Here is a 22,900-nt window from a genome sequence, read left to right as displayed (position 1 = left end):
CAGCGCCAGCCTGCAGCGCGTAGCCAAAGCCGTTGTCCAGATCGACGGTGAAGCCGTTCTTGTCTTTGCCGCTGTAGAACAGCATGTAGTTCACGCCTGCGCCGACATAGGGGCTGACGCGTCCGCTGCTCAGCGGGCGGTACTGCAGGGTCACGACAGGCGGCAGGACCCAGGTTTCATGCACCAACGCGTCCGTTCCACCGCCCTGTGCGCGGATGTCGTGCTTGGTCGTGCCCAGGATCGCCTCGACCGCCAGATGGTCAGTCAGGAAATAGGTGAAGCCCAGCGTCGGCATCACGCTGTCGCCCACATCCACCTTCAGGCCCGTGTCCGCGCCGGCCGCCGTGGTGATGGCGTTGTCGGCCTGAGAGAAGACATCGGTGACACGCCCGGTGACGATGAAGTCGCCCTTCTTCGGCATCTCCCAGGCGCTCGTGGTCTGCGCCATCGCAGGCGCGGCGAAGGCTGCGACAGCAGCGGCGGACAGGATCAGGGTCTTCAGTTTCATCGTCGTCATCCCGACGCCCGGGGCCGCCTCATGCGGCCGGTGTCTCAGGCGTCGGACAGGGTGATGCGCCCCCTCGCCCGCCCCGACTTTGATCCAGCGCAATCATTGACGGGGGTGGACAATCTGTCCTTCTTCAGAGCACCCGCCCGTGCTTCTGGTGAAGGCCGACGGCGTTGGGATCAAAGGCGGCGCAGATGGCGCGCACGAAGGGCCGCCCCAGCGGCGTCACCACCACCACATTGTCCTGAACCCCGATCAGGCGATCACGCACGAACCGCTCCAGCAACAACCAAGGCCCCGTGACCTCGTCCGGGTCGCGTCGATGGCGCCGGGCGACCGCAGCGACATCGACCACAAAGTCACACATCAGCCGCTCGATGATCTCAGCCACAAAGGCGTCCCGCGCCGTCAGCTCGACCCCGCGCGCTACCGGCAGATCGCCCGCCTCAACCGCCATCCGCCAGTCCCGCTCCTTGGAATGGTTCTGCACAAAGCCCTGCGGCGTCCGGCTGATCGACGACGCGCCCAGACCGATCAGCACCGGCGCCTCATCGGTCGTATAGCCCTGGAAGTTGCGACGCAGCCGCCCCTGACGATGTGCCTGGGCCATGGTGTCATGCGGCAAAGCGAAATGGTCCAACCCGATCGGTCGCCAGCCGTGACACGCCAGATAATGCGCCGCCGTCTGGCTCTGCTCGAACCGGGTTTCGGCGTCGGGCAGATCGTCGTCGTTGATCAACTTCTGGTGCGGTTTCATCCACGGCACGTGGGCATAGCCGAACAGGGCGATCCGCTCGGGCTTCAGCGTCGTCACCTGCTCCAGCGTGGCCACCACATCCGATGTCGTCTGCAGGGGCAGGCCGTACATCAGGTCCAGGTTCAGCGAGGTCACGCCCTGCGCCCTCAGCCCCTCGGCCGCCGCGCGGATCGTTTCAAAGGATTCCGGCCGGTTGACCGCCGCCTGCACGCGCGGCGACAGATCCTGCACGCCCAGACTGGCGCGCGTCAGCCCGATCCGCCCCGCCGCCTCGATCCATTCGGGCGTCAGGACTTCAGGATCCAGTTCAGCGGCGATTTCCGAACAGTCGCTCAGATCGAACCGCGCCGACAGACCGTCGAACAGCCGCTCCAGATCATCAGGCGACAGCATATTGGGCGTGCCGCCGCCCAGGTGGATCGCGCCGACCCGCACGGGCCGCCCGATCTTCGCCAGCATCAGATCGGCTTCGCGCAGCAGCAGATCGACATAGCTGGAGATCACGCCCGCCCGATTCATCGCCCGGGTGTTGCACCCGCAGTACCAGCACAGCCGCTTGCAGAAAGGGATGTGCAGATACAGCGACACGGGCTGGTCCAGCGGCGCGCCGCTCAACCAGCCCGCCCACTCGGCCGCTCCGACAGCGGGCGTGAACTGCGCCGCTGTCGGATAGGAGGTGTAGCGCGGCGCGTGCGCGTCATAACGCTCGATCAGATCGTGCGTCGTCAGCGCGGGGGGCCTAAAGGGGGACATCGCCCTCTTTCGACGCGTCCGGGGTCGACAGGCCTGCGTCGCCTTCGTCGAACAGGTGGAACTCGTGCCAGAGGCCGTTCAGCACGCCGAAGCCGACCGCCAGTCCAAGGCCCAGAATCCAGGAGAAATACCACATCGCTTTTGGCTCCTATGGCTCAGTAGAGGTCAGGGTTGGTCTTGAGCGCAGCGGTCGAGGTCCGGCCCCACAGCACGCGGTAAACCCAGGCCGTGTAGATCAGGATCAGCGGCAGGAAGATCACCGTCACGATCAGCATGATGAACAGGGTCAGGTGGCTGGACGAGGCGTTCCACACCGTCAGGCTGGACTGCGGATTGATCGAGCTGGGCAGGATGAACGGGAACATCGACAGGCCGACCGTAGAGATGATGCCCACCGTCGACAGCGACGAACCGCCGAACGCCAGCGGCGCAGACCGACGCCACATCCCGATCAAACCAGCCAGAGCCCCAAGGAAGCCCAGAGCAGGCGCAATCAGCATCCACGGATACCGGCCATAGTTGTCCAGCCAGGCGCCCGGTGCAGCTTCAACCGTCGTGCGCAGCGGGTTGGAGAAGCCGTTGATGTCCAGCGCACCCGTGATCCGGTAGCCCAGACCGCCATAGGCGACATACAGACCACCTGCCGCGAACAGCACCAGGGCCAGGACACCGGCGACGGTGCCGAACAGGCGGGCGCGATCCAGCACCGGCCCCTTCTCGGCCTTGACCGACAGCCAGGCCGCGCCGTGCAGCACCAGCATGGCCACGGACAACAGACCCGCAATCAGGCTGAAGGGCGTGAACAGGCCCAGCAGGCTGCCGTCGTAGAAGGAGCGCAGATCACCATCCAGATGGAAGGGCGCGCCCAACAGCACGTTGCCGACCGCAACACCGAACACCAGCGCAGGCACGAAGCCGCCGATGAACAGGCACCAGTCCCAGAACGAACGCCACTTCGGCGACGGGCGCTTGGAGCGATACTTGAACGAGACGGGCCGCAATATCAGCGCCGACAACACCAGGAACATGGCCAGATAGAAGCCGGAGAAGCTGACGGCGTAGACGAAGGGCCATGCGGCGAAGATCGCGCCGCCGCCCAGGATGAACCACACCTGATTGCCTTCCCAGGTGGCGCCGACGGTGTTGATCACCATGCGGCGCTCCTCATCCGTCCTGGCGACGAAGGGCAGCAGGGCGCCGACACCCAGGTCGAAGCCGTCGGTCAGGGCGAAGGCGATCAGAAGCACGCCCAGCAGCCCCCACCAGATCAGGCGAAGCGTGGCGAAGTCGAGGGGAAGATCCATTGTCGGATATCCTTACAAGGTCTGGGTCAGGCCACGGCGGGCGCGGCGGGGCGCTCAAGCGGGGCTTCAGGGCTGGGCTCGCCGAACATCTCCTGTTCGTGGAACGGTCCCTTCTTGATGGTGTGCAGGATCAGGCGGACCTCAACGACGGCCAGCGATCCGTACAGCAGGGTGAAGCCGATGATGGTCGCCCACAGTTGCGGCACAGTCAGCGAAGACGCGCCCAGGAAGGTCGGCAGCACGCCGTCCACCGCCCAGGGCTGGCGACCGAACTCGGCCAGAATCCAGCCGAACTCGATGGCGATCCACGGCAGCGGAATGGCCAGCACCGCAATCCGCAGGAACCACTTCGTATGGTGCTTGCGCAGGGTGCACAGCACGAAGGCCGTGCCGAACAGGGCGATCATGAACATGCCCACGCCGGCCATGATGCGGAAGCTCCAGAACAGGGCCGGAACGTTCGGCACCGTGTCCCACGCTGTCTGTTTGATCAGCTCGGGCGAGGCCTGACGCGGATCGGCGACGTGACGCTTCAGCAGCAGGGCATAGCCCAGGTCGCGGCGATGGGTTTCGAACACGGCGCGTGCGGCCATGTCGGTCGGATCGGCCTTGATCTTCTCCAGGGCGTCAAAGGCGACGACGCCGGATTCGATGCGGTCCTCAGCTGTGGCGACCAGTTCGAAGATGCCTTCGACCGGCTTGTCGATGGTGCGTGTTGCGATCAGGCCCATGACCCACGGCACATGGACGCCGAAGTGGGTTTCACGGTCCTTCATGCTGGGAATGCCGATCAGCGTCAGGCCAGCGGGCGCAGGCTCGGTGTGCCACATGGCTTCCAGAGCAGCGAGTTTCATCTTCTGGTTATCGGTCAGGGCATAGCCTGACTGGTCACCCAGCACGACGACCGACAGCGACGCCGCCAGACCAAAGGCCGAAGCAACCGTCATCGAACGCTTGGCGAAGCCGACATGCTTGCCGCGCAGCAGATAGAAGGCCGACACGCCCAGCACGAAGACCGAGGCGCAGACGTAACCGGCGCTGACGGTGTGAACGAACTTGGCCTGGGCCACCGGGTTGAACAGCACGGCCATGAAGTCCGTGACCTCCATCCGCATCGTGTCGGGATTGAAGGCGGCGCCGACCGGGTTCTGCATCCAGCCGTTGGCGATCAGGATCCACAGGGCCGACAGATTGGTGCCCAGCGCGACCATGAAGGTGACGAACAGGTGGGCGTGCGGCTTCAGCTTGTCCCAGCCGAAGAACATCAGGCCGACGAAGGTCGCCTCCAGGAAGAAGGCCATCAGGCCCTCGATGGCCAGCGGCGCACCGAAAATGTCGCCGACATAATGGCTGTAGTAGCTCCAGTTCATGCCGAACTGGAACTCCATGGTGATGCCGGTCGCGACACCCAGCACGAAGTTAATGCCGAACAGCGTGCCCCAGAAACGGGTGATTGTCCGCCAGATCGGGCGGCGGGTCATGACATAGATCGACTCCATGATGACCAGCATGAAGGACAGCCCCAGCGTCAGGGGCACGAACAGGAAGTGGTAAAGGGCTGTCAGCGCGAACTGCAGCCTGGACAGGTCGACGACCGCAAGGTCGATCATGGCTATGCTCCGAGGGGCCGGCCACGACGACCGACGTTTCCTTCGCCCTAAAGATTCGGCGGGGCGCGCGCCTTGATCTCGATCAAAGCCCCCGGCGGCGGCCTCATCTACTGGACGGTTCGCCCTTGGACGTTCGGTCCAACGGTGTTTTGTCCAATGGCGCGCCGCGATCCTGGCGTGCTGGAGTTTCGTGCATGACCGCCGCGTCGCCCCCCGTCCCTCCTGCCGCCTGGTTGAAACAGGCTGGCGCGCCGTGGCGGCGTCTGACCCTGCTGGCGGGGGTGTTGACCATCGCCGACGTCACCCCCGCCATCGGTTTCGCCGCCGGTCTAGCCATGACGATCTCCAAGTTCGCGACACCCGCCGCCGCCGCGCCGTGGCTGGTGCTGGCGGTGGTCAGCCTGATCGCACGGGGTTTGATCGGCCAGGTCGCAACCGTAGTCGGCGCTCGACTGGGCCGCGCAGTGAAGTCGGATGTGCGCCACAGCCTGCTGTCCGATCTGTTCGGACGCGGCGGCCGCTCTAACGACCGTCTGACCGCTCTGGTCGAGGGCGTCGACGCGCTGGACGGCTATTTCTCCCGCTTCGCCCCCCTGCGCATGGCGGCGGGCCTGTCGCCCCTGCTGATCATCGCCGCCGCCGCCTTCGCCAGCCCGGTTGCAGCGGGCGTGCTGCTGTTCACCCTGTTTCCCTTCATCGCGGGCATGGCCTTGGCCGGAACAGCCGCTGCGGGCGAGAGCCGTCGCCAGTTTCAAGCGCTGGACCGGCTGTCGGGCCTGTTCATCGACCGCATCCGCGCCCTGCCCGCCATCCTGGCCTTCGATGCCGTAGGCCGCACCACGACCGAGATCGCCGGCGCCTCTGACGAACTGGAGAAACGCACCGCCCGCGTCATGCGCATCGCCTTTCTGTCGTCCGGGGTTCTGGAGTTCTTCTCGGCCCTGTCGGTGGCCCTGATCGCCGTTTACTGCGGTTTCAACCTGCTGAAGCTCCTGCCCTTCCCGGTTCCCGAGACGCTGGACCTGCCGCGCGCCTTCTTCGTCCTGGCTCTGGCGCCGGAGGTCTATCAGCCGCTGCGCCGTCTCGCCGCCGCCTATCATGATCGTCAGGCCGCAGAGGCCGCCGCGCCTTCGCTGGTCGTTCCCGAGCCGCAGCCGGTCCGCTCGGTCCAGTTGGGCGCCGCTCTGCCCGCCATCCATTTCCGCGACGTGTCCATCGTCTATGGCGCGGCGCCGGTCGTCGCCGGGTTCGATCTGGAGGTCCGCCCCGGTCAGGTCGTCGCTGTGGTCGGCGCCAGCGGTGCGGGCAAGTCCAGCGTGCTGCATCTGTTGCTTGGCCTTGCCCCCCTGTCCGAAGGCGATGTCGAGATCGACGGCGTGCAACTCAGCCAGACGGACGGTCTCGCCGGTCAGGTCGCCTGGGCCAGCCAGAACCCAGTGGTCATCCCCGGCACGCTGCGCGAAAACATCGCCATCGCCGACCCTGCGGCCTGCGTCACCCGCATCCTGAGCGCCGCCAGCCGCGCCGGACTGCACGACGATCTGGACCGTATCATCGACGAGCGGGGCGGTGGTCTATCCGGGGGCGAGCGGCGTCGTCTGGGCCTGTCGCGCGCCCTGTTGAAACGTGCGCCCATCCTGCTGCTGGATGAACCCACGGCCAATCTGGACCCCGCCTCTGAACAGGCCATGCTGGACCTGATCCGCGAAGCCGCCGCGGGCCGCACCACCCTGATCGCCACCCATTCCGCCGCCGTCGCGGCCTTGGCCGACCGCGTGGTGCAGTTGTGAAGCACGACCCCAATCGCATCGCGGGCCTGATCGCCGCCCAGGCCCACGCCCAGCGCCAACGCCTGCGCATCGCCGCTGCTGCGGGCGCCGTCGTCTCCGTCGCCGCGGTCTGTCTGCTGGGTCTGTCCGGCTGGTTCATCACCGGCGCGGCTCTGGCTGGCGTGGCGGGCATGGCTGCGGTCCAAGCCTTCAACTACATGATGCCCAGCGCCATAATCCGCCTGCTGGCCATCCTGCGCACCGGCGCCCGCTATATCGAACGGGTCGCGGGTCATGAGGCGGCGTTGAAGACTCTGGCCAGCTTGCGTCCGCAACTGTTCGACGCCCTGGCCTCCGCCCCGCCTGAGCGCGCGCTCAGCCTGTCATCCGGCGAAACCTCGGCCCGGCTGGTGCAGGATGTGGACGCCGTCCAGACCCTGTTCGTGCGCAAGTCCGCGCCCTGGGCGCTTGGCGCAGGCGCCGCCTCCAGCGCCCTGCTGGCTGGTCTGGCCTCGCCCCTCGCTGGCGGTCTGCTTCTGGCGGCCATGGGCCTCTCGTGCCTTGGCGTCATGGTCATCGCGCGTCGCCTGTCCGATCCCGCAGGCAAGGAGGCCCAGATCGCTGTCGGCGCGCTTAAGGACCGTCTCGCCGCCCTCGAGGCCGTCGCTCCTGAACTGAAGGCCTACAACCTCAATGACTGGGCCGTGCAGCAGGCCGCCAGCGCCGCCGACCGCCACGACAGCGCACAGATCGCCCTGACGACAGCAGCAGGCTGGATGACAGTGTGGCAGGCCGTCGTGACCGGCGCGGCTCTTGCCGCCGTGGTCTTCGCCACCCTCGGCGCCCCCCTGCCCCTGACCGCACTTGCCGCCCTGGCGACCATCATGGGTATGGAATCCGCCGCTGGCCTTGTCGGCGCCCTGCACCAGAACGGCGCGGCGAAGGAAGCCATCACACGTCTGAACCAGGCCGCGCCTCAGGTTCTGCCGCACGACGGCATACGTCCCCCGGCGCCATCCCTGACCCTGATCGCCGTCAACGCCAATCTGCGCCCGCCGCATCGCCTGGGCCTGTCTGGTCCGTCCGGCGCGGGCAAGACCACCTTCATCGAACGCCTGATCGGACTGCGCGAAGCCCACCCCGGAGAGGTCGTCATGGGCGGTCTCGACATCGCCTCTCTCAGCTCCGCCACCCGTCGCGCCCGGTTCGCCTACGCCGCCCAGGACGTTCGGCTGTTGAACGGCACGGTGCGCGACAACCTGCTGCTGGCCGGGCACGCCAGTGATGAAACCCTGTGGCGCGCACTGGAAGACGCGGCTCTGGCCGACCGTATCCGGGCCGAGCCTCTCGGGCTGGACATGCCTGTCGGTGCAAATGGAGAGTTGTTGTCCGGCGGTGAACGTCGCCGCCTGGGCCTCGCCCGCGCCTATCTGCGCAAGGCGCCGTGGCTGGTGCTGGACGAGCCGACGGAAGGTCTGGACGCCGCGACCGAAGCCCAGGTGCTCAAGGCGTTGGAACGCCGTCTGGTCGAAAACAAGCAGGGCCTGATTCTGGTCAGCCACCGCCCGGCGCCGATCCAGAACTGCCAGACGCGTCTGCGGATCGAGGGCATGGCTCAGGACGGACGTGTTCTGCTGACGGCCGAGCGCAAGAAGGCCCTGGCCTAGGCTTCGCCTTCCGCGATGGCCCGCAGGCGTTCCGGTCGGTCCACCTGCATCTCGTTCAGGGACAACAGGCGGATCACCCCCGCTGCCTTAAGCTTGGTCAGGCCCCGGCTGATCGTCTCGATGGTCAGGCCCAGATAGTCGGCCATCTCCGCCCGCGTCATCGGCACGCGAATATGCCCCTCCTCGGTCGGGCGGATCGGATCGCGCTCAGGCAGGTCCAGCAGGAATGAGGCGATCCGCTCCTGCGCCGTCTTGCGTCCCAGCAGCAGCATCTGGTTCTGCGCCGCCGCCAACTCGCGCGTCGCCCGTTCCAGAAGCGCCGTCTCCAGCGCAGGCCGTTCGCGGATCAGGGCGCGGTAATCGCTTTTCTTGAACCGGCACAGGGTCGCATCTTCGATAGCCTCAGCCGAAAACGCATAGTCCTGGCCCGTCGCCAGACCGACGAAGTCACCCGCAAACAGGAAGCCGGTGATCTGGCGCCGCCCATCAGGCAGCAGCTTATAGACCCGGACCGATCCCGAGGTGATGTTGAACAGGTGAACCGCAGGCTCGCCCTGACGAATCAAGGCCTCACCCGACTTCAGCGAAACCCGCTCGGCGATGGCGTCCAGCCCTGCCAGATCATCGGCGCCCAGGCTGCTGCACACACTGAAGGCCCGCGCGCCGCAGGTGGCGCAGACGGAATCGCTCCGTCGTGCGGCGCAGTCGGTCGGCAGTGAGCGGAGTTCCAGCATTTCAGCCTCGCATAAGGCGCAAGGTTAGGTTGTCGCAACCTTCAGTGCAACGGCCACGCTTGATTGAGATCAATGCGGGCGCGTTCCCGTCGCCCCAATGTCGCGTCATGAGCAACCTGCATATCCGCCGTCTGGATGTCCGCGACGCCGGGGATTCATTCGCCCTGGCGCAACTCAGCGATCCCGCGCTGACGCCCGACACCTGGCGCAACATCATCGCAGCGGCGGCGGATCAGGCCGGTGTGATCGGCGCCTTTTCAGGCCCCACCGTGCGGGCGGTGCTGCAGTACTCCATCGTCGTCAACGGCGGCGGCGAACACCTGTTCGTGATTGATGGTCTGGCGGCGTTCGACCTGTTCGATCCCACCACGACGGCGGACGCCCTGTTGGCCGAGGCCCGACGACAGGCGGACATGACCTGCAGCGGGCTGGCGCTTTCGGCCCGGCTGGACGGCGCACGCATCGACGATGTGCTGCGCTGCGCCGCCGACACAGCGGTTCTGCACCGCGTCTTCTAGAAACTAACGCCGACCGGCGACCAGCTCGTTGCGAACCGACCGGCCCAGCGGATCACGCGATGGCCAGGTGTCGCCGACGGTGGCCTGAACCATCGGCGTGCAGAATCGCGAAATCAGCTGACGCGGCCTCAGTTCGATCAGACAGATTTTCTGCCCCTCGACGACCCAGCGGCCCGACAGGCGCCGCCCATCGGACCAGTCCGCCGAATAACGACCGTCCGGCTCGAAATAGTGCTTCACCCACTCGCCGCGCGGATAGTGGGAAATAATGGTGTTGCCGAACGCGTCCGACACCCCCGCCCGCACCGGCGCCGCCATCACGACGGCGCCCAGCAGGGCCAGACAGCCCATATTTGCGATTCGCATCGCGCCTCTCCCTCGCCGTCCTACGGACCGGATATTCCCGATCCGTAAGTCTTGGCAAGCGAGAGGGTTGCGCGATCAACCGTTGCCGCGACGTCCGGTCTCGAACAGGAACCAGACGCGACGCTCGGTCTCGTCGACCCAATTCTCAAGCAGGCTGGCGGTGGCGATGTCGCCATGCTCGTCGCACAGGTCGTGGACCTCGCGCATGCGCCCGACCAGGTCATTATTGTCGTCGCGAAGCTCGGCCAGCATGTCCAGCGGATCGACATAGTCGGCGTCGTTATCCAGCACGCGCGATTCCTTGGCGATCTGGCCGATGGAACGCAGCGTGGTCCCGCCGATCTTGCGCGCCCGCTCGGCGATCGGATCCGTCATGGCGAACAGTTCCGCCGACTGCTCGTCCAGCAGCAGGTGATAGTCGCGGAAATGCGGCCCCGACACATGCCAGTGGAAATTCTTGGTCTTCAGATAGATGGCGAACACATCGGCCAGCAGCCCGGTCAGCGCGGCGGAAATGTCCCGCGTGGCGTCCTCGGACAGGCTGGTAGGCGTTCTCAACGGCGCCAGGCGCTTTTCGCGGGCGGTGACCATGATCATTCTCCTCGGCTTGGAACCCATAGCCTAGCTAAGAACCACGACAGCCGAACGAAAGCCCTGACCTGGGTCAATTCTTCTTATGAAGTTTATCGAGGGAGATTGTTTCCGCCCCTACAGGGGACGGCGGATGGCTGGGGAACTAGGACTCGAACTTAGAATGACGGTAACAAAATCTAAAACTGAGCCCGAAAATTCTCTTCAATTATAACGTTTTAAGTCAATAACTTATCGAAGTCTCGTAAAGCCTTCTTCGTCAAGCCTTACAATTGCTGCTTCGCTTTATGCCGACGATGTTTGGTTGATGTTTCAACGCCCTAGACCCTTAACCTGGCGATCACGCGCGAGAATGTTGCGATTTTGGCTTGCCCCCTCGCCCCCAACTTGGTCTCAGCGTGAAGAAACCGCGCGGCCGTCAGGCCATCCGCGGCGCTTCTGAGGGTTCGAAACCCTGCGGAGCGAGCCTGTCGGTCGCCCTCGGCTGGGTCCGGCGGAGCCCCATATCCTGAAAGCGTACATGTGCTCGTGCACCGTCTGGCGCGATGTGCCCAGCTTGCGCCCGATTTCGGCAAATGGAAGCCCTTCAATCCGCGAGAGCCGGAAGACTTCCCGCGACCGCGCCGGCATGGCCGCCATGATCTGGTCCATGCTCCGCAGTTCACAGCGGGTGATCAATACGCCTTCGGGGTCAGGTCGCCCATCGGCCACCCGCTTCATCACCGCTTCGTAAGCCTTCACCTCGACCATCGCAGCGGCCCGGCGACGATGAGCAATCACCAGGTTGCGGGCGACGCGGAACAAATACCCCCGCACATTTTCAATCGCACCGTGATCACGACCGGACGAAGCCGCCATCCGCGCCCAGGCTTCCTGCGCAATGTCCTCTGCATCCTGCCTATCCGCCACCCTGCCGCGAACATGCGCCTGCAATCGTCGATCCACCTCGTCAATTTCATACACTGGCAATGGAAAACCGGACGCCAAGATCACTCGCCCCTAATCGAACCTAATGGCTCGAGCCTCATGCGAATACATTTACTGCGAACGAATCGCAATGACGCTTTCAGTCCCTCTGCGCGCCCGTTCCAACTCCGCCCCCTTTACGAAACCCATGTTCTTTTGACCCTGCGCTGCCCGAACTAACTCGCTGCTTGAAGATCACGCAGGCTAGGCTTGTGAACCTTGCCCACAGCCGTCAGTGGCATGGCGGCGATAATCTGAACCGCCTTCGGACGGGCCGCCCGTTCGTTGATCCGTCCTTCGGCAAACCGCATCAGCTCGCCCTCGCTTGCCGTCGCTCCTGGTTTCAGCTCGATGTAGACGACTGGCACCTCGCCAACATGCGGATCTGGCCGCCCGATCGCCGCCGCCAGCGCTACCGCTGAATGGGCGTAGAAAGCGTCCTCGATCACATTGGGGTCGATGTTGTGGCCGCCGCGAATAATGATGTCCTTGGTTCGCCCCCGAAGCCACAGATAACCAAGAGCGTCGATAGCCCCGAGGTCGCCAGTGTCGAGCCAGATCCTGCCGTCCGAATCTGTCAGCCAGACCCCCTGATTATGGTGATCGGACTGGTAGCCAGCGAAGACGTTCGGCCCCGACAGGGCTACCGCGCCTGTTTCTCCGATTTCAGCATCACGGACCCACACGCCTGCATCATTCAGGATCGCGATCCGGGCCTGCTGGAATGGCAACGGCAAACCCACAGACCCTGCCTGCCGCAAGCCCGTCAGCGGGTTGAGCGCCGCCACGCAGGTCGCTTCGGTAAGCCCATAGCCCTCCAGAATGGCGACGCCTGTCGTCTGCTCAAACTGGGCGATAAGTTCGGGCGACATCGGCGCCGCCCCACAGATCGCAAACCGCAGCGCGCTGATATCCTGGTCCCGCAGCGGGTGTTGCAGCAAGGACGAGAACAGCGTCGGCACGCCGCTGAGGACGTTCACGCGGTATCGCGCGACAATGTCCCAGAACCCCGACACGACCCCGGACCCGCGATAGCCCTGCGGCGTGCCGAGCACGACATGGCCGCCGGTCAACAAGGGAGAAAGCCCGGTGACCATGGCGCCGTTGCAGTGGAACAGCGGCAAACCTGCGAAAACAACGGAACCCTCCGGCATGGCGTCGCCCAGCATGCGGGTGCTCATGAAAGCGTTCGCGACCTCATTGACATGGGTGCGCCTCGCCAGCTTCGGCGCCCCCGTCGTGCCGCCAGTGCAAAACAGTGACGCAAGATCGGCCCCTTCAGGCCTACGAACCGCTTCCAACCGATCGCCCGCAACCTGACGTGTCGCGCGCTCAAACCGGGTCACGGTGACCCCTGCCCTTATTCGATGCGCCCATCGCCGCGACCACGCCTGTTGGATACGCGCAGGCAATGCCTTCCAGCCTTGCACGTGGCGGGCGATATCGACGGTCACGACATGGCTCACGCCCGGCGCCGCTTGAACGGCCGCCACGACCTTGTCGTAGAGATCCACCCCGGGAAACGGCGCAACGGTGACGACGACCGTGGCCTTGGACGCCCGCAGCAAATCAGCGATGCCCTCGGCCTCAAGCAGAGGATTGATGGGCAGAACGACCCCGCAAGCCTCGCCGCCCCACAGACAGAAATAGGTCTCCGGCAGATTGGGGAGAACCAAGGCGATCACGTCGCCAGCCTCCACGCCGAGCCGATGGAAAACATTGGCGGCGCGCGTCACCCCCTCAAGATATTCATTGAACGTCCAGGAGACAGCCGACTCGGGGCGTTTGGCATCCACAAAGAAGGTCAAGGCCTTGGCATCATCGAAGCGCTCCGCTGCTTTCTCGATCAGAGCATAGGTGGTTTGTGGCAGGTCACTAGGCCAACCACCCGCGACCACGGCGTCGACGGCCGCGCGATCAGCCAGCGGGGCAAGCGCCTGACCAACCGTGACGGATGGCATCTCAGACCTCATGGTCGAGCAGCAGCACATATTGTTGGCCGCTATGCATGTCGCGTTCGCCGACCCCGCCCTGAGGCAGGGCGCGCGGATAGGAGAATTTGATCACGGCCAGTTCCGGCGCTTCGATCCTCCGGGTCAAGGATGGCGCGACGCCGAATACGCCCGCCAACGCCTCCACCGAAAACCCCGGCCGGTCCTTCCAGGCGGCAAACGTCTCGGGTCCGTCAAAGAACAGATCAATGGTGATCCAGAAGGGTCCAGCGTTCTTGGACCGAACGTGAGAGCAGGCGTCCGTCAGCTTAGCCATGATTGTGCGCGGCCTCTTTGGATGACAGGTCGATCATCGCGGTGCGGACCAGTTCGTGGCCGTTGGCGACCTCGACCACGTGATTGAGCAGAAACTCGAAACTGCGCCCGCGCTCGATCTCAGCGGGAGAGAATGGAAAGGCGTAGCTCGGAAGCTCCATCCCCATCGTGAGCGGGAAGTGGAAGAAATAGGGATTGGCGGTCTTTGCGATCCGCGTCGCCAGCTCCTGCGTCGCCGCTGTCGCGACGAACATCAGGCCGATCTCCCGAGGGACAAAGCCATCGTCGACCTTCGCACCGGTGACGGCGTTCCAGCCATAGGGTCGCAGGAAGATGGTGTAGTCCTCCGCTGCGATCCCCAGAACCCGCTGCGTCCGCTCGTCCAGGGCCCACTGCATCCGCTCGAGAAAGACATCGATCGAGGACAGCACCTCGGGCGCGGCGATGCCCACGATCATGATGGTCTGGAACGGCCCGTTCGCGGCGCCTTCAAGCTTCATCGTATAGGGTGCGCGCTCGAACCGACCGCCGGTCACCAGAACGCGGCGACTGTCGATGGCCTCATACCGGGCGTCCTCGACCCGCAGCACGCCGCCGGGTTCATACAGGGTGTGGGGATCGCTGTTCTCGTAGAGCATATGCTCCGAGACAGTGAAGGGCGTGCAACTGTTGGCGTCGCTCATCGGCGCGATCTCGAAACGATCGATCCCGACCTTGATCACCACCCCGCCGTCGATGGGATTGACCGTGCATTGCCCGCCGCACTCGGCGATCTTGCCCGCATGCCAGGCTGGGCCTACACCCGCACCGCGCATGATCGGAACCGCCGCAATGACCGCCGTGTCTGTTGTACGCCCGCCCAGGACAATGTCCGCCCCAGCTTCGAGCGCCGCGATATAGGGCTCTGGCCCCATCAAGGCGACGATGTGCTCGCAGGCGTCGACGGTGGCGTCCTCAAGCGCCCCGAACGGCGCCAGGGCGCGCACTCGGCCATCACTATTGCGGGTCTTGAGCAGGACAGGATCGACCTCTGAATAAAGCAGCGCGATCCGGGGCGAGAGCCCCAGTTCAGCTGCGACCTCCAAGGCGATATCGCGCGTCGCATCCAGCGCCTGATCACAACCCGAGGTGCCGCATGACCCGATCAGCAACGGCACATTCCACTTGGCGCGAGCGGCCATCAGGATGGTCAGATCGCCTTTGAGGGAATCCCGGCTGTATTTGGACTTGCCCGTGGCGAGGTAGGCGGGACCGCTGTCGGTGGAGCCGGCGTCCAGCGCGATCGCGTCCGCCCCGGCAGCCAGGGCCTGTTCCAAGATGTCCGCCCTCACGCCAGCGCCCAGGGCGCCGACGGGCACGACCACAGTCGTCCAGGTCTGTTCGATGTCTGACAACGGGGGTTCCTTGAGATTCATGACTTGAGGATCAGGCTCGGCGGTCGGTTCAACCGACCACGAAGGGCACAGCGCCTGTGATCAGCGCGCCAAACACCAACAGGGCGGCCATCAGCGCGGCCCACTTCAGGCCGAAGCGCTGCATTGCGCCCAGTTCGACATCGAGCATGCCGGCAACGAGGTACACGCCCGCGACTAGAGGGCTCAGATTATGGATGGTCTGTCCCAGCAATGACGCCCGTGCGATCTCGACGGGGGCGACCCCATAATGGCCCGCCGCTTCAGCGATCACCGGCACGATGCCGAAATAATAGGCGTCATTGGACATGACGAAGCTCAACGGACCGCTCGCCAGGGCAGTGATGAAGCCCATGTAGGGCCCCATCTCTGGCGGGATGACGTGAACGAAGGCCCCGCCCATTGCCGCCACCATGCCCGTGCCATCCAGGATGCCGGTGAAGACCCCCGCAGCAAACACCAGGATGACGATCCCGATGGCGTTGGCGGCGTGGGCGCCAATGCGGGCGCGCTGATCGTTGAGCCGCGGATAGTTGACCGTAACCGCAATCGCCAGACCGACCATGAAGATCAGGGGCAGAGACAGGATGCGCGTGATTGCGCCAGCCAGCACCGCCAGGGTGAGAAGCAGATTGACCCACAGGAGCCGAGGCCGCGCCAGGTCTGGCGCATCGGCGCGCAGGCTGGTGAAACCACTCGCTTCGGGGCCGACATCGGTAACGCCGAGCCGACGACGCTCCACCCCGCCAAGATGCCAGGCCAGCGCCAGCACGCCGACAATTCCGATCGCAATGGCGGGGATCAAAGGCAGAAAGACGTCGTTGATGTCGAGATGAAGCGCGCTGGCGACCCGCGCCGTGGGCCCGCCCCAGGGGGCGATATTGATCATCGCATTGGACGATCCCAGCAGCACGGCTAGCACCAGAACATTCATGTTCAGTCGACGATAGATCGGCAAGAAGGCCGTGATGGTCACAATGGCCGTCGTTGCCCCGTCTCCATCCAGGGACACGATCAAGGCCACAATGGCGGTGCCCAGGGCCACCTTGCGCGGATCGCCGCCGACCGCCTTGAGCACCCGCCGGACCAGAGGATCAAACAGGCCTGCGTCGATCATGACGCCGAAATACAGAACGGCAAACAGCAGCACGGCTGCTGTCGGCGCCAGCGCCACGACCCCCTTGATCCCCATCGACCCAATGTCGGGACCAAAGCCCGCGATGGCGGCGACGACGATGGGGATGACGATCAGCGAGGCAAGCGCCGACATCCGCTTCGTCATGATCAACACCATGAAGGCGATGACCATGCCGAAGCCGAACAGAGCAAGGACAGTGGGGCTCAAGACAGATATCCTAGTAACGCCAGCGCACGGTCGCGCCGAATGTGCGGGGCTCGCCGTAGAAGGCAAACTGACCACCGGTCAGGATATACTGGTGGGTGATATAGACCTCGTCTCCGAGGTTCTTGCCCCACAGGGACGCCTCCCAATGACCGTCCGGGCTGGTGAACACCAGACGGGCATCGACCAGGGTTTTGGCCGGGCGGACATTCAGGGCATTGTTGTCGATGTCGTCAAAGATGAAGCTTTCGTACTGGATATCGACTGCGCCAGAGACGACTGCGCCGGACCCGAGCCTGCGCTCATAGGCGGGCGAAACCGTCCACTTGTTCTTGGGGTTGCGGGTCAGGCGATTGCCGGAAAAGTCCTGGCCGTCTTCAACCAGGTTTCTGAAACGCGCGTCGTTGTAGGCATAGGCCACACCCAGCGACAGACCTTCGACAGGCTCCCAGCGCGAGGTCAGTTCAAACCCCTTGATGCGCGCCGAACCGGCATTGGTGGTGATGGTGTCGAACCCGACAGTGCGACGGACCTGGAGGTCGGTGTAGTCGGTCCAGAACAGGCTCGGATTGAACAGCAGGGTGCGATTGAAGAACTCCGCCTTCAGGCCGACTTCATAGTTGGTGGCCGTTTCGGGCGAGAATGGCGTGGCGGCGCTGACGCCTGTCGTCGCCGTGTCCTGGAAGCCGCCGCTCTTGAAGCCGCTGGAGATCACGCCATAGGCCATGACGCGTTCAGCCAGTTTGTAATCGCCGCCAAGCCGGTAGGTGACCTCGCCCCATGAGTCCGACGCACTGATCGTGAACCGTTCTCGAGCGCGCAGCAGGGCCGTGCTGGCGGCGTTGGAGACGTCGTAGTCCTTCTTGTCTTTGGAATAGCGGACACCGCCGAAGACATTCAGCCTGTCTGTGACCGCATAGGTCGCATCGGCGAAGGCGGCATAGCTGTCGGTGACATTCTTCTGATCATAACGGTCGATAGCGCCGAACGTGCCCTTGGGCTGGGGCGGGCTGTCTAGGGCGAAGATGTCCGTTCTTTCGGTATCGGCATGGTAGTAGTAGCCGCCCAGCACCCAGGAAAAACGACTGCCCGGCAAGGCGGAAAGTCGAACTTCCTGGCTGCCGAAGGTCGTCTGATCAATCTGGTTTCCCCGAATGTTCAGCGCATTGGTCGTCGGATTGCCGCCGTCGCCGTCGCCGAACGACGTATAGTCCAACTTGCGCCAGGAGCTGATGGACGACAGGACGAAATGGTCAAACGTCCAGTCCACGCCCAGGCGAACACCATAGGTGTCCCGCTTGTCGTAACCGTTGGTGTCCATCCGCGTGGTCTTGTGATCCGGGTCGATCGTCGGGCGCCACACAGCCGCTGTGCTGCTAGCCGGATCCACCCCGATGGTGTGCCGCGCCTGAGCGGTCGCACGGTCACGCGTGCCGTCAATCCCGAGCACGACCGTCAGCCGATCGTCGGGCCGGAAGAGGAGTTGGGCGCGCAGGCTCTTGGTATCCTGGTCCTCAACGCGATTGTTCAAATAGGTATTGCGAACAAAGCCATCGTGAGTGCGCGAACTGGCGCTGACCCGCAACGCCAGCGTATCGCTGAGCGGCGCATTGACGAAGCCAGCGACGTCGAACTTGTTGTAGTTGCCATAGGTGGCGGCGACGCTGGCGTCGAACCCTGACAAGCTCGGGCGCTGGTTGACGACATGAATGGCGCCGCCGACCACGTTCTTGCCCCAGAGCGTGCCCTGCGGGCCCTTCAGAACCTCGATGCGGGCGACATCGAAGGCATCGAAGGCCACCGCTGCGGGTCTGCCCATATAGACTTCGTCGATAAAGACTGCGGTGGACGGATCACCCGCAGCGCCCCGATCCGAAGACCCGATGCCCCGGATGGCGGGCCGCGGCTGGGACGCAGGGAAGGCGTCAAAGTTCAAGCCAACAGTGCGGTTGGCGACGTCGGTGACCTGAACGATGCGCGCCTGCTCGATCTCCTGAGCGCCCATGACGTTCATCGTAATGGGCACCTCCTGCAGGCTCTGGCTGCGGCGCTGGGCGGTGACCAGAATGTCGTCAACCGAGGCCGTTTCCTGAACAGGCGCGCTCGCAGCCGTTGAGGACGAGACTGTTTGAGCTACGGCTGTCGTCGCAACCAGCGTCAGCCCGAGTGGAATAATAGCGGGTAGGCCCTTCATCATGATCATTTCTCTTCCCTTGGCCCGACTCTTTTGATCGCGCTCTCAGGAAGAAAAATAGCAGCGATCATGACGCGTCAATCTTGACTGAATCAGTCAACGTGCCAGAAACAAGACATGGATGATGAGCTCTATGTCGATGCGGTCGAGGCCACGGAAATGCTGGGGGTCACGATGTCGACCCTCTACGCCTACGTCAGCCGCAAGAAGCTGAGATCCTTCCCAACCCCCGGCAGTCGCACGCGGAGATACTGGCGCTCGGACATTCTGGGACTGATGACAGGTGCGCAGAGGACCCGCGTCGTGGCGCCGACACCGCGCGATAGCGCCATCACCCTGTTGACCGAAAACGGCACCTATTACCGTGGTCACAGCGCGGTCGAACTCTCACAGACTGCATCAGTTGAATCCGTAGCCGCTCTTCTATGGCAGGCGGACACCGCCATTTTCACGAACCGGCTTCCCCGGTTGCCCGCATTCCACGATGTTGTTTTTCCCGCCCTGGCGACGATCGCACCCCAAGACAGAGCGCTGGCGATCCTGCCCCTGATCGAACAGGCCAATCCGCTGGCCTTCGATCTGTCTGCGGAGGGTTTCGCCAGAACCGGCGCGGACACTTTGCGGTGGCTGGCGGCCATAATGGTCAACAAGGACAGCCCGTCCACCGAGCCGCTGCATACCTTCATCGCCAAAGCACGCAGCGCGTCGGATGATGTGGCAGATGTGATCCGCAGGGCGCTGATTTTGGCCGCCGATCACGAGTTCGACCCGACCACCAATGCGGTCCGTTCAGCGGCGACCGGCGTGACGCCCTACTCCGCCGTGCTTGTCGGACTGCTCGCAGGACGCGGTCAAAAACTGCGGGTCAAACGCACTGAAACCATGCGGCGATTACTGCGCGAGATTACCGCAAGCCCTCGCCCCGAGGACGTGGTTGTGAGCGTGTTCAAGGCCGGAGAAACCATCCCCGCCTTCGACCGATATGACATCCATGACACGGGCGATCCTCGCGCCGAGGCGCTCTTGTCAGCCTTTCATAAGGCCTTCGGCTCTGACCCAGAGTTTGAACGACTGACGCGCGCAATTGACGTCGCCGTCGAGCTTACCGGCATGCGCCCCAGCTTTATCCTGCCGATCCTGTTCCTGGGCCAGAAACTCGGCCTTGACGGCCACGAAATCGGCATAGGCACGATAGGCCGCGCCATCGGCTGGATCGCCCATGCACAGGAGCAACAAATGCTGCCGGGCGTAGAAAGACCCCGCGCGACCTATACAGGCCCCCTGCCCGAATAGGCCCCATGACATGTGAGTTCGAAATGCGTTTCGAGTCGACAAGGCGGCTGTAAAATAGGCGATGCACCGCCAGCCCCTAAGGAGTAGTCCTCACCAACCTCCGCCAAGATGCAAGCTCGCCCATTCGACGCCGCCGTTTCGCTCGCCTTCGTTGCCCCTTTCGACGGTGAGAAGCATCTCATCATCCCTATCGAACGCAAACGCCCCTGACGCATTTCCTTGACCAAGGGAGAAGCAACATGGCCGCGCGTCCGACCTGGCAAGGGCATCTGAAACTGTCGTTGGTCACCTGCCCGGTGGCGCTCTATACGGCAACAACCAGCAACAATGACGTCCGGTTTCACCTGATCAATCCGGACACCAACAACCGAATTCGCATGGTGCCGACAGACCCCGACACGGGGCCCGTCGAACGCAGCGACCTGGTGCGCGGCTATGAGGTGTCCAAGGACGAATATGTCCTGTTCGATGACGCCGACTTCGATCAGGTCAAGCTGGAGAGCACCAAGACGATCTCCATCGATAGATTCGTGGACGAAGCCGACATCGACCGTCTCTTCTGGGACGATCCCTTCTTCGTGGTGCCGGAAAAGGGGGCGGGCGTCGAAGCCTTTGCGGTCATCCGCGACGCCATGAAGAAGCAAGGCAAGGTCGCCCTGGGGCAGTTGGTCCTGCGCGGTAAGGAGCGGCAGTTGGCGCTGGAGGTGCGCGACAAGGGGCTGATCGCCTACACCCTGCGCGCACATGATGAGGTGCGCGACGCCGCCGACTATTTCGACGATATTCCGACGGTGAAGGCGGACGCCGACATGGTGGAGATCGCCGCCCGGATCATCAGCCAGAAGGAGGGCGACTTCGACGCCTCCCAGTTCAAGGACCGCTATGACGAGGCGCTGCGCGAGATGATCAAGTCCAAGACAAAGGGCGGCAAGGGCCTGATCGATATCGCTGAACCGGACGACACCAATGTCATCGACCTGATGGCGGCGCTGAAGAACAGCCTCAAGGGCGGCGGAGGCGACAAGAAGGCGCCGGCGAAGAAGCCTGCGACCAAGAAGAAGTCAGCCGCCTGATCCTTTACCGGCACGGGGGAGAGGCGGTCCGAGACCTATCCTCTTCAGCGCTGGCTTCAGGTTCGCCGCTGAAGCGCGGAAGTCCACCCACGGGTCGGGCTTCTTCAACAGAACCGGATAGGTCCACAGATTGAACGCCGCCGGGTCGAGCCCCGGCCCAACCTGATCCCACGACAGCGGGAACGCGATCCCTGCCCCCGGCCGGGCGCGCGGCGACCAGGGGGCTACCGCCGTCGCCATCCGGCCATTGCGCAAATAGTCGATGAAGATCTTCCCGCCACGCGCCTTCTTCGACAGGGTCGTGGTGAACCGGTCGGGCGCATCGGCCCGGATAGACTCCGAGACCGCTTTGGCGAAGGCCTTGTTCTGCTCCCAGGTCACGCGGGACCGCGCATCGGTCTTGATCGGCGTGACAACATGCAGCCCCTTGCCTCCCGTCGTCTTGACGAAGGGCGTCAGCCCGAGGTCTTCCAGTTTCGCCTTCACGACCCTGGCCGCCGCGATCACGTCGGCGAAATCCAGCCCTTCGTCGGGGTCGAGGTCGAAGGTGATCTGTTCCGGCGTCTCAGGATCGCCCGGTTTGCTGCCCCAGGGATGCAACTCCAGCCCGCCCGACTGGCCGATGGCGACCAGCCCGCCGACATCGACCGCGGCGACATAGGGGGTGCGCGCCTTGACGTCGATCAGCTTAAGGCGCGGGTTCGATCCGCTCATGGCGTGGCGCTGGAAGAACATCTCGCCGCCTATGCCTTCGGGCGCCCGGATGATCGATGTGGGGCGATCCGCGACATGCGGCAGGATGCGCTCCGCCGCCGCCTCAAAGTATCGCGCCAGATCGGCCTTTGTGATCGCGGGCCGGTCGCCGACAGCGGGCCACAGCACCTTGTCAGGGCTGGACAGTGTGACGCCGGCGACCACGACCTTGCCGGGTTTCGAGGCCGGCCGAACCGTCTTGGTCGTCTTCTTTTGCGGCTTCACGTCGGTGGGCGGCTGCGGCGCCTCAGTGACCTCGGTGGCTTGCTTGTCCTCCCGCAAGCCCTTGAACGCTGCCTGGCGCAGCGAACCAGCTTCGGTGTATCCGCCGTGCTCGACTTCGGCGACCAGCACCGGTTTCAGCCAGTGGATGTACTTGGCCGCCTTGGGCGCGTCAGGTCCGGCAAACGGGCTCTTGTCCGCCGCCTCAGCCTTCAGGGCCGGGACCAGCGTCCGGGTGACCGCATCGCCATAGCCCGTCCCGACCCGCCCCAGATAGCGCAAGGCTCCGTCTTTTCGTACGCCGACCAGCAGGGAGCGGAACCGCGTCCCGCCCTCTGATGACCAGCCGCCGATCACCACCTCGTCGCGGCCCCGGCACTTGGACTTGACCCATCCGGTCGAGCGCCCGGCATGATAGGGGGCGTCCAGTTTCTTGGAGATCACGCCCTCCAGATGCATCCGGCAGGCGCTCTCGAGCACCGCCTGGCCGGTCGAGGCGAAATGCTCGACGTAACGCAGCCGCGAGCCGCCTGCCTTGTCGACGCGGTCCACATAGGCCTGCAGCCGCGCCTTGCGGTGCGACAGCGGCAGCTTGCGCAAATCCTCGCCGCCTTCGAACAGCAGGTCGAAGGCGAAATAGATCAGGCGGCCCGTACCCGCGTTCGAGATCGCCGCCTGGAGCGCGCTGAAGTCGGGCATGTGGTCATCGTCCAGCGCGCAGAGTTCGCCGTCGATCACCGCATCAGGCCAACCGGCGGCATCCGCCGCCAGTTCGGGAAACCGGCCGCTCCAATCCAGACC

At 64.3% G+C, this 22,900-nt stretch carries 20 protein-coding genes; 5 read left to right on the top strand and 15 right to left on the bottom strand.

The genetic code is table 11. The features are described from left to right. The 5 genes from QZ281_RS09050 to QZ281_RS09030 form a co-directional block, all read right to left on the bottom strand. Positions 1-517, bottom strand: a 517-nt coding sequence (locus QZ281_RS09050) for an OmpW family outer membrane protein (RefSeq protein WP_292227389.1), incomplete at its 3' end; no start/stop codon positions are given. A gap of 124 nt (positions 518-641) precedes the next feature. Continuing rightward, positions 642-2,018 (bottom strand): oxygen-independent coproporphyrinogen III oxidase, encoded by a 1,377-nt coding sequence (gene hemN, locus QZ281_RS09045; RefSeq protein WP_292227386.1) that lies wholly within the window; start codon positions 2,016-2,018, stop codon positions 642-644. Continuing rightward, positions 2,005-2,154 carry a cytochrome bd-I oxidase subunit CydX gene (cydX, locus tag QZ281_RS09040; protein WP_017504187.1) on the bottom strand — a complete coding sequence of 50 codons (150 nt, stop codon included), beginning with the start codon at positions 2,152-2,154 and terminating at the stop codon, positions 2,005-2,007. Before cydX ends, hemN begins: the two co-directional genes overlap by 14 nt. Positions 2,155-2,173: 19 nt before the next feature. Then, positions 2,174-3,322: a cytochrome d ubiquinol oxidase subunit II gene (gene cydB / locus QZ281_RS09035; RefSeq protein WP_292227383.1), complete on the bottom strand. Its 1,149-nt coding sequence runs from the start codon at positions 3,320-3,322 to the stop codon at positions 2,174-2,176. Positions 3,323-3,348: 26 nt separating this feature from the next. Next, positions 3,349-4,929 (bottom strand): cytochrome ubiquinol oxidase subunit I, encoded by a 1,581-nt coding sequence (locus QZ281_RS09030; RefSeq protein WP_292227402.1) that lies wholly within the window; start codon positions 4,927-4,929, stop codon positions 3,349-3,351. Positions 4,930-5,126: 197 nt separating this feature from the next. On the opposite strand from QZ281_RS09030, the gene cydD reads away from it, so the two are divergent. Both cydD and QZ281_RS09020 read left to right on the top strand, forming a co-directional pair. Continuing rightward, a complete protein-coding gene (gene cydD / locus QZ281_RS09025; protein ID WP_292227380.1) occupies positions 5,127-6,722 on the top strand; it encodes a thiol reductant ABC exporter subunit CydD in 1,596 nt (531 codons plus the stop codon). Beyond that, entirely contained in the window at positions 6,719-8,368 is a 1,650-nt protein-coding gene (locus QZ281_RS09020; protein WP_292227377.1) for an ATP-binding cassette domain-containing protein, read from the top strand. The genes cydD and QZ281_RS09020 overlap by 4 nt, the downstream gene beginning before the upstream one ends. Here QZ281_RS09020 and QZ281_RS09015 read toward each other — a convergent pair. Next, a complete protein-coding gene (locus QZ281_RS09015; RefSeq protein WP_292227375.1) occupies positions 8,365-9,102 on the bottom strand; it encodes a cyclic nucleotide-binding domain-containing protein in 738 nt (245 codons plus the stop codon). The genes QZ281_RS09020 and QZ281_RS09015 overlap by 4 nt on opposite strands. A 107-nt stretch (positions 9,103-9,209) precedes the next feature. Between QZ281_RS09015 and QZ281_RS09010 the strand changes: the two genes are divergently transcribed. After that, the gene (locus QZ281_RS09010; protein WP_292227373.1) at positions 9,210-9,620 is read left to right on the top strand and encodes a hypothetical protein; all 411 of its coding nucleotides are present in this window, start codon (positions 9,210-9,212) and stop codon (positions 9,618-9,620) included. 3 nt (positions 9,621-9,623) lie between these two features. Here QZ281_RS09010 and QZ281_RS09005 read toward each other — a convergent pair whose 3' ends face one another. From QZ281_RS09005 to QZ281_RS08970, 8 genes are all read right to left on the bottom strand, one after another. Further along, positions 9,624-9,986, bottom strand: coding sequence for a hypothetical protein (locus QZ281_RS09005; RefSeq protein WP_292227371.1), 363 nt, complete (start codon positions 9,984-9,986; stop codon positions 9,624-9,626). Between the two features lie 75 nt (positions 9,987-10,061). Beyond that, positions 10,062-10,577, bottom strand: coding sequence for a DNA starvation/stationary phase protection protein (locus tag QZ281_RS09000; protein ID WP_292227369.1), 516 nt, complete (start codon positions 10,575-10,577; stop codon positions 10,062-10,064). A 393-nt stretch (positions 10,578-10,970) separates the two neighbouring features. Further along, positions 10,971-11,564: an RNA polymerase sigma factor gene (locus QZ281_RS08995; protein ID WP_292227367.1), complete on the bottom strand. Its 594-nt coding sequence runs from the start codon at positions 11,562-11,564 to the stop codon at positions 10,971-10,973. 155 nt (positions 11,565-11,719) lie between these two features. Then, positions 11,720-13,504 carry an acyl-CoA synthetase gene (locus tag QZ281_RS08990; RefSeq protein WP_292227365.1) on the bottom strand — a complete coding sequence of 595 codons (1,785 nt, stop codon included), beginning with the start codon at positions 13,502-13,504 and terminating at the stop codon, positions 11,720-11,722. Position 13,505: 1 nt separating this feature from the next. Continuing rightward, positions 13,506-13,811: a DUF4387 domain-containing protein gene (locus QZ281_RS08985; protein ID WP_292227363.1), complete on the bottom strand. Its 306-nt coding sequence runs from the start codon at positions 13,809-13,811 to the stop codon at positions 13,506-13,508. Then, positions 13,804-15,204, bottom strand: a complete 1,401-nt coding sequence (locus QZ281_RS08980) for an acyclic terpene utilization AtuA family protein (protein WP_292227361.1) — start codon at positions 15,202-15,204, stop codon at positions 13,804-13,806. The genes QZ281_RS08985 and QZ281_RS08980 overlap by 8 nt, the downstream gene beginning before the upstream one ends. Positions 15,205-15,253: 49 nt before the next feature. Beyond that, entirely contained in the window at positions 15,254-16,567 is a 1,314-nt protein-coding gene (locus tag QZ281_RS08975) for a citrate:proton symporter (protein ID WP_292227359.1), read from the bottom strand. A gap of 10 nt (positions 16,568-16,577) precedes the next feature. Then, positions 16,578-18,761: a TonB-dependent receptor gene (locus QZ281_RS08970; protein ID WP_292227358.1), complete on the bottom strand. Its 2,184-nt coding sequence runs from the start codon at positions 18,759-18,761 to the stop codon at positions 16,578-16,580. Between the two features lie 114 nt (positions 18,762-18,875). Here QZ281_RS08970 and QZ281_RS08965 point away from each other — a divergent pair, with 114 nt between their 5' ends. Continuing rightward, positions 18,876-20,051, top strand: a complete 1,176-nt coding sequence (locus tag QZ281_RS08965) for a citrate/2-methylcitrate synthase (RefSeq protein ID WP_292227356.1) — start codon at positions 18,876-18,878, stop codon at positions 20,049-20,051. Between the two features lie 239 nt (positions 20,052-20,290). After that, positions 20,291-21,124: a Ku protein gene (locus QZ281_RS08960; RefSeq protein ID WP_292227354.1), complete on the top strand. Its 834-nt coding sequence runs from the start codon at positions 20,291-20,293 to the stop codon at positions 21,122-21,124. Here QZ281_RS08960 and ligD read toward each other — a convergent pair. After that, positions 21,113-22,900 (bottom strand): DNA ligase D (ligD, locus tag QZ281_RS08955; RefSeq protein WP_292227352.1); only part of this gene is annotated, 1,788 nt, incomplete at its 5' end. The two genes, QZ281_RS08960 and ligD, sit on opposite strands and share 12 nt — an antisense overlap.

Source organism: Brevundimonas sp., assembly GCF_018608325.1.
Classification (GTDB): domain Bacteria; phylum Pseudomonadota; class Alphaproteobacteria; order Caulobacterales; family Caulobacteraceae; genus Brevundimonas.
This window is presented reverse-complemented; position numbering and strand designations above follow the sequence as displayed.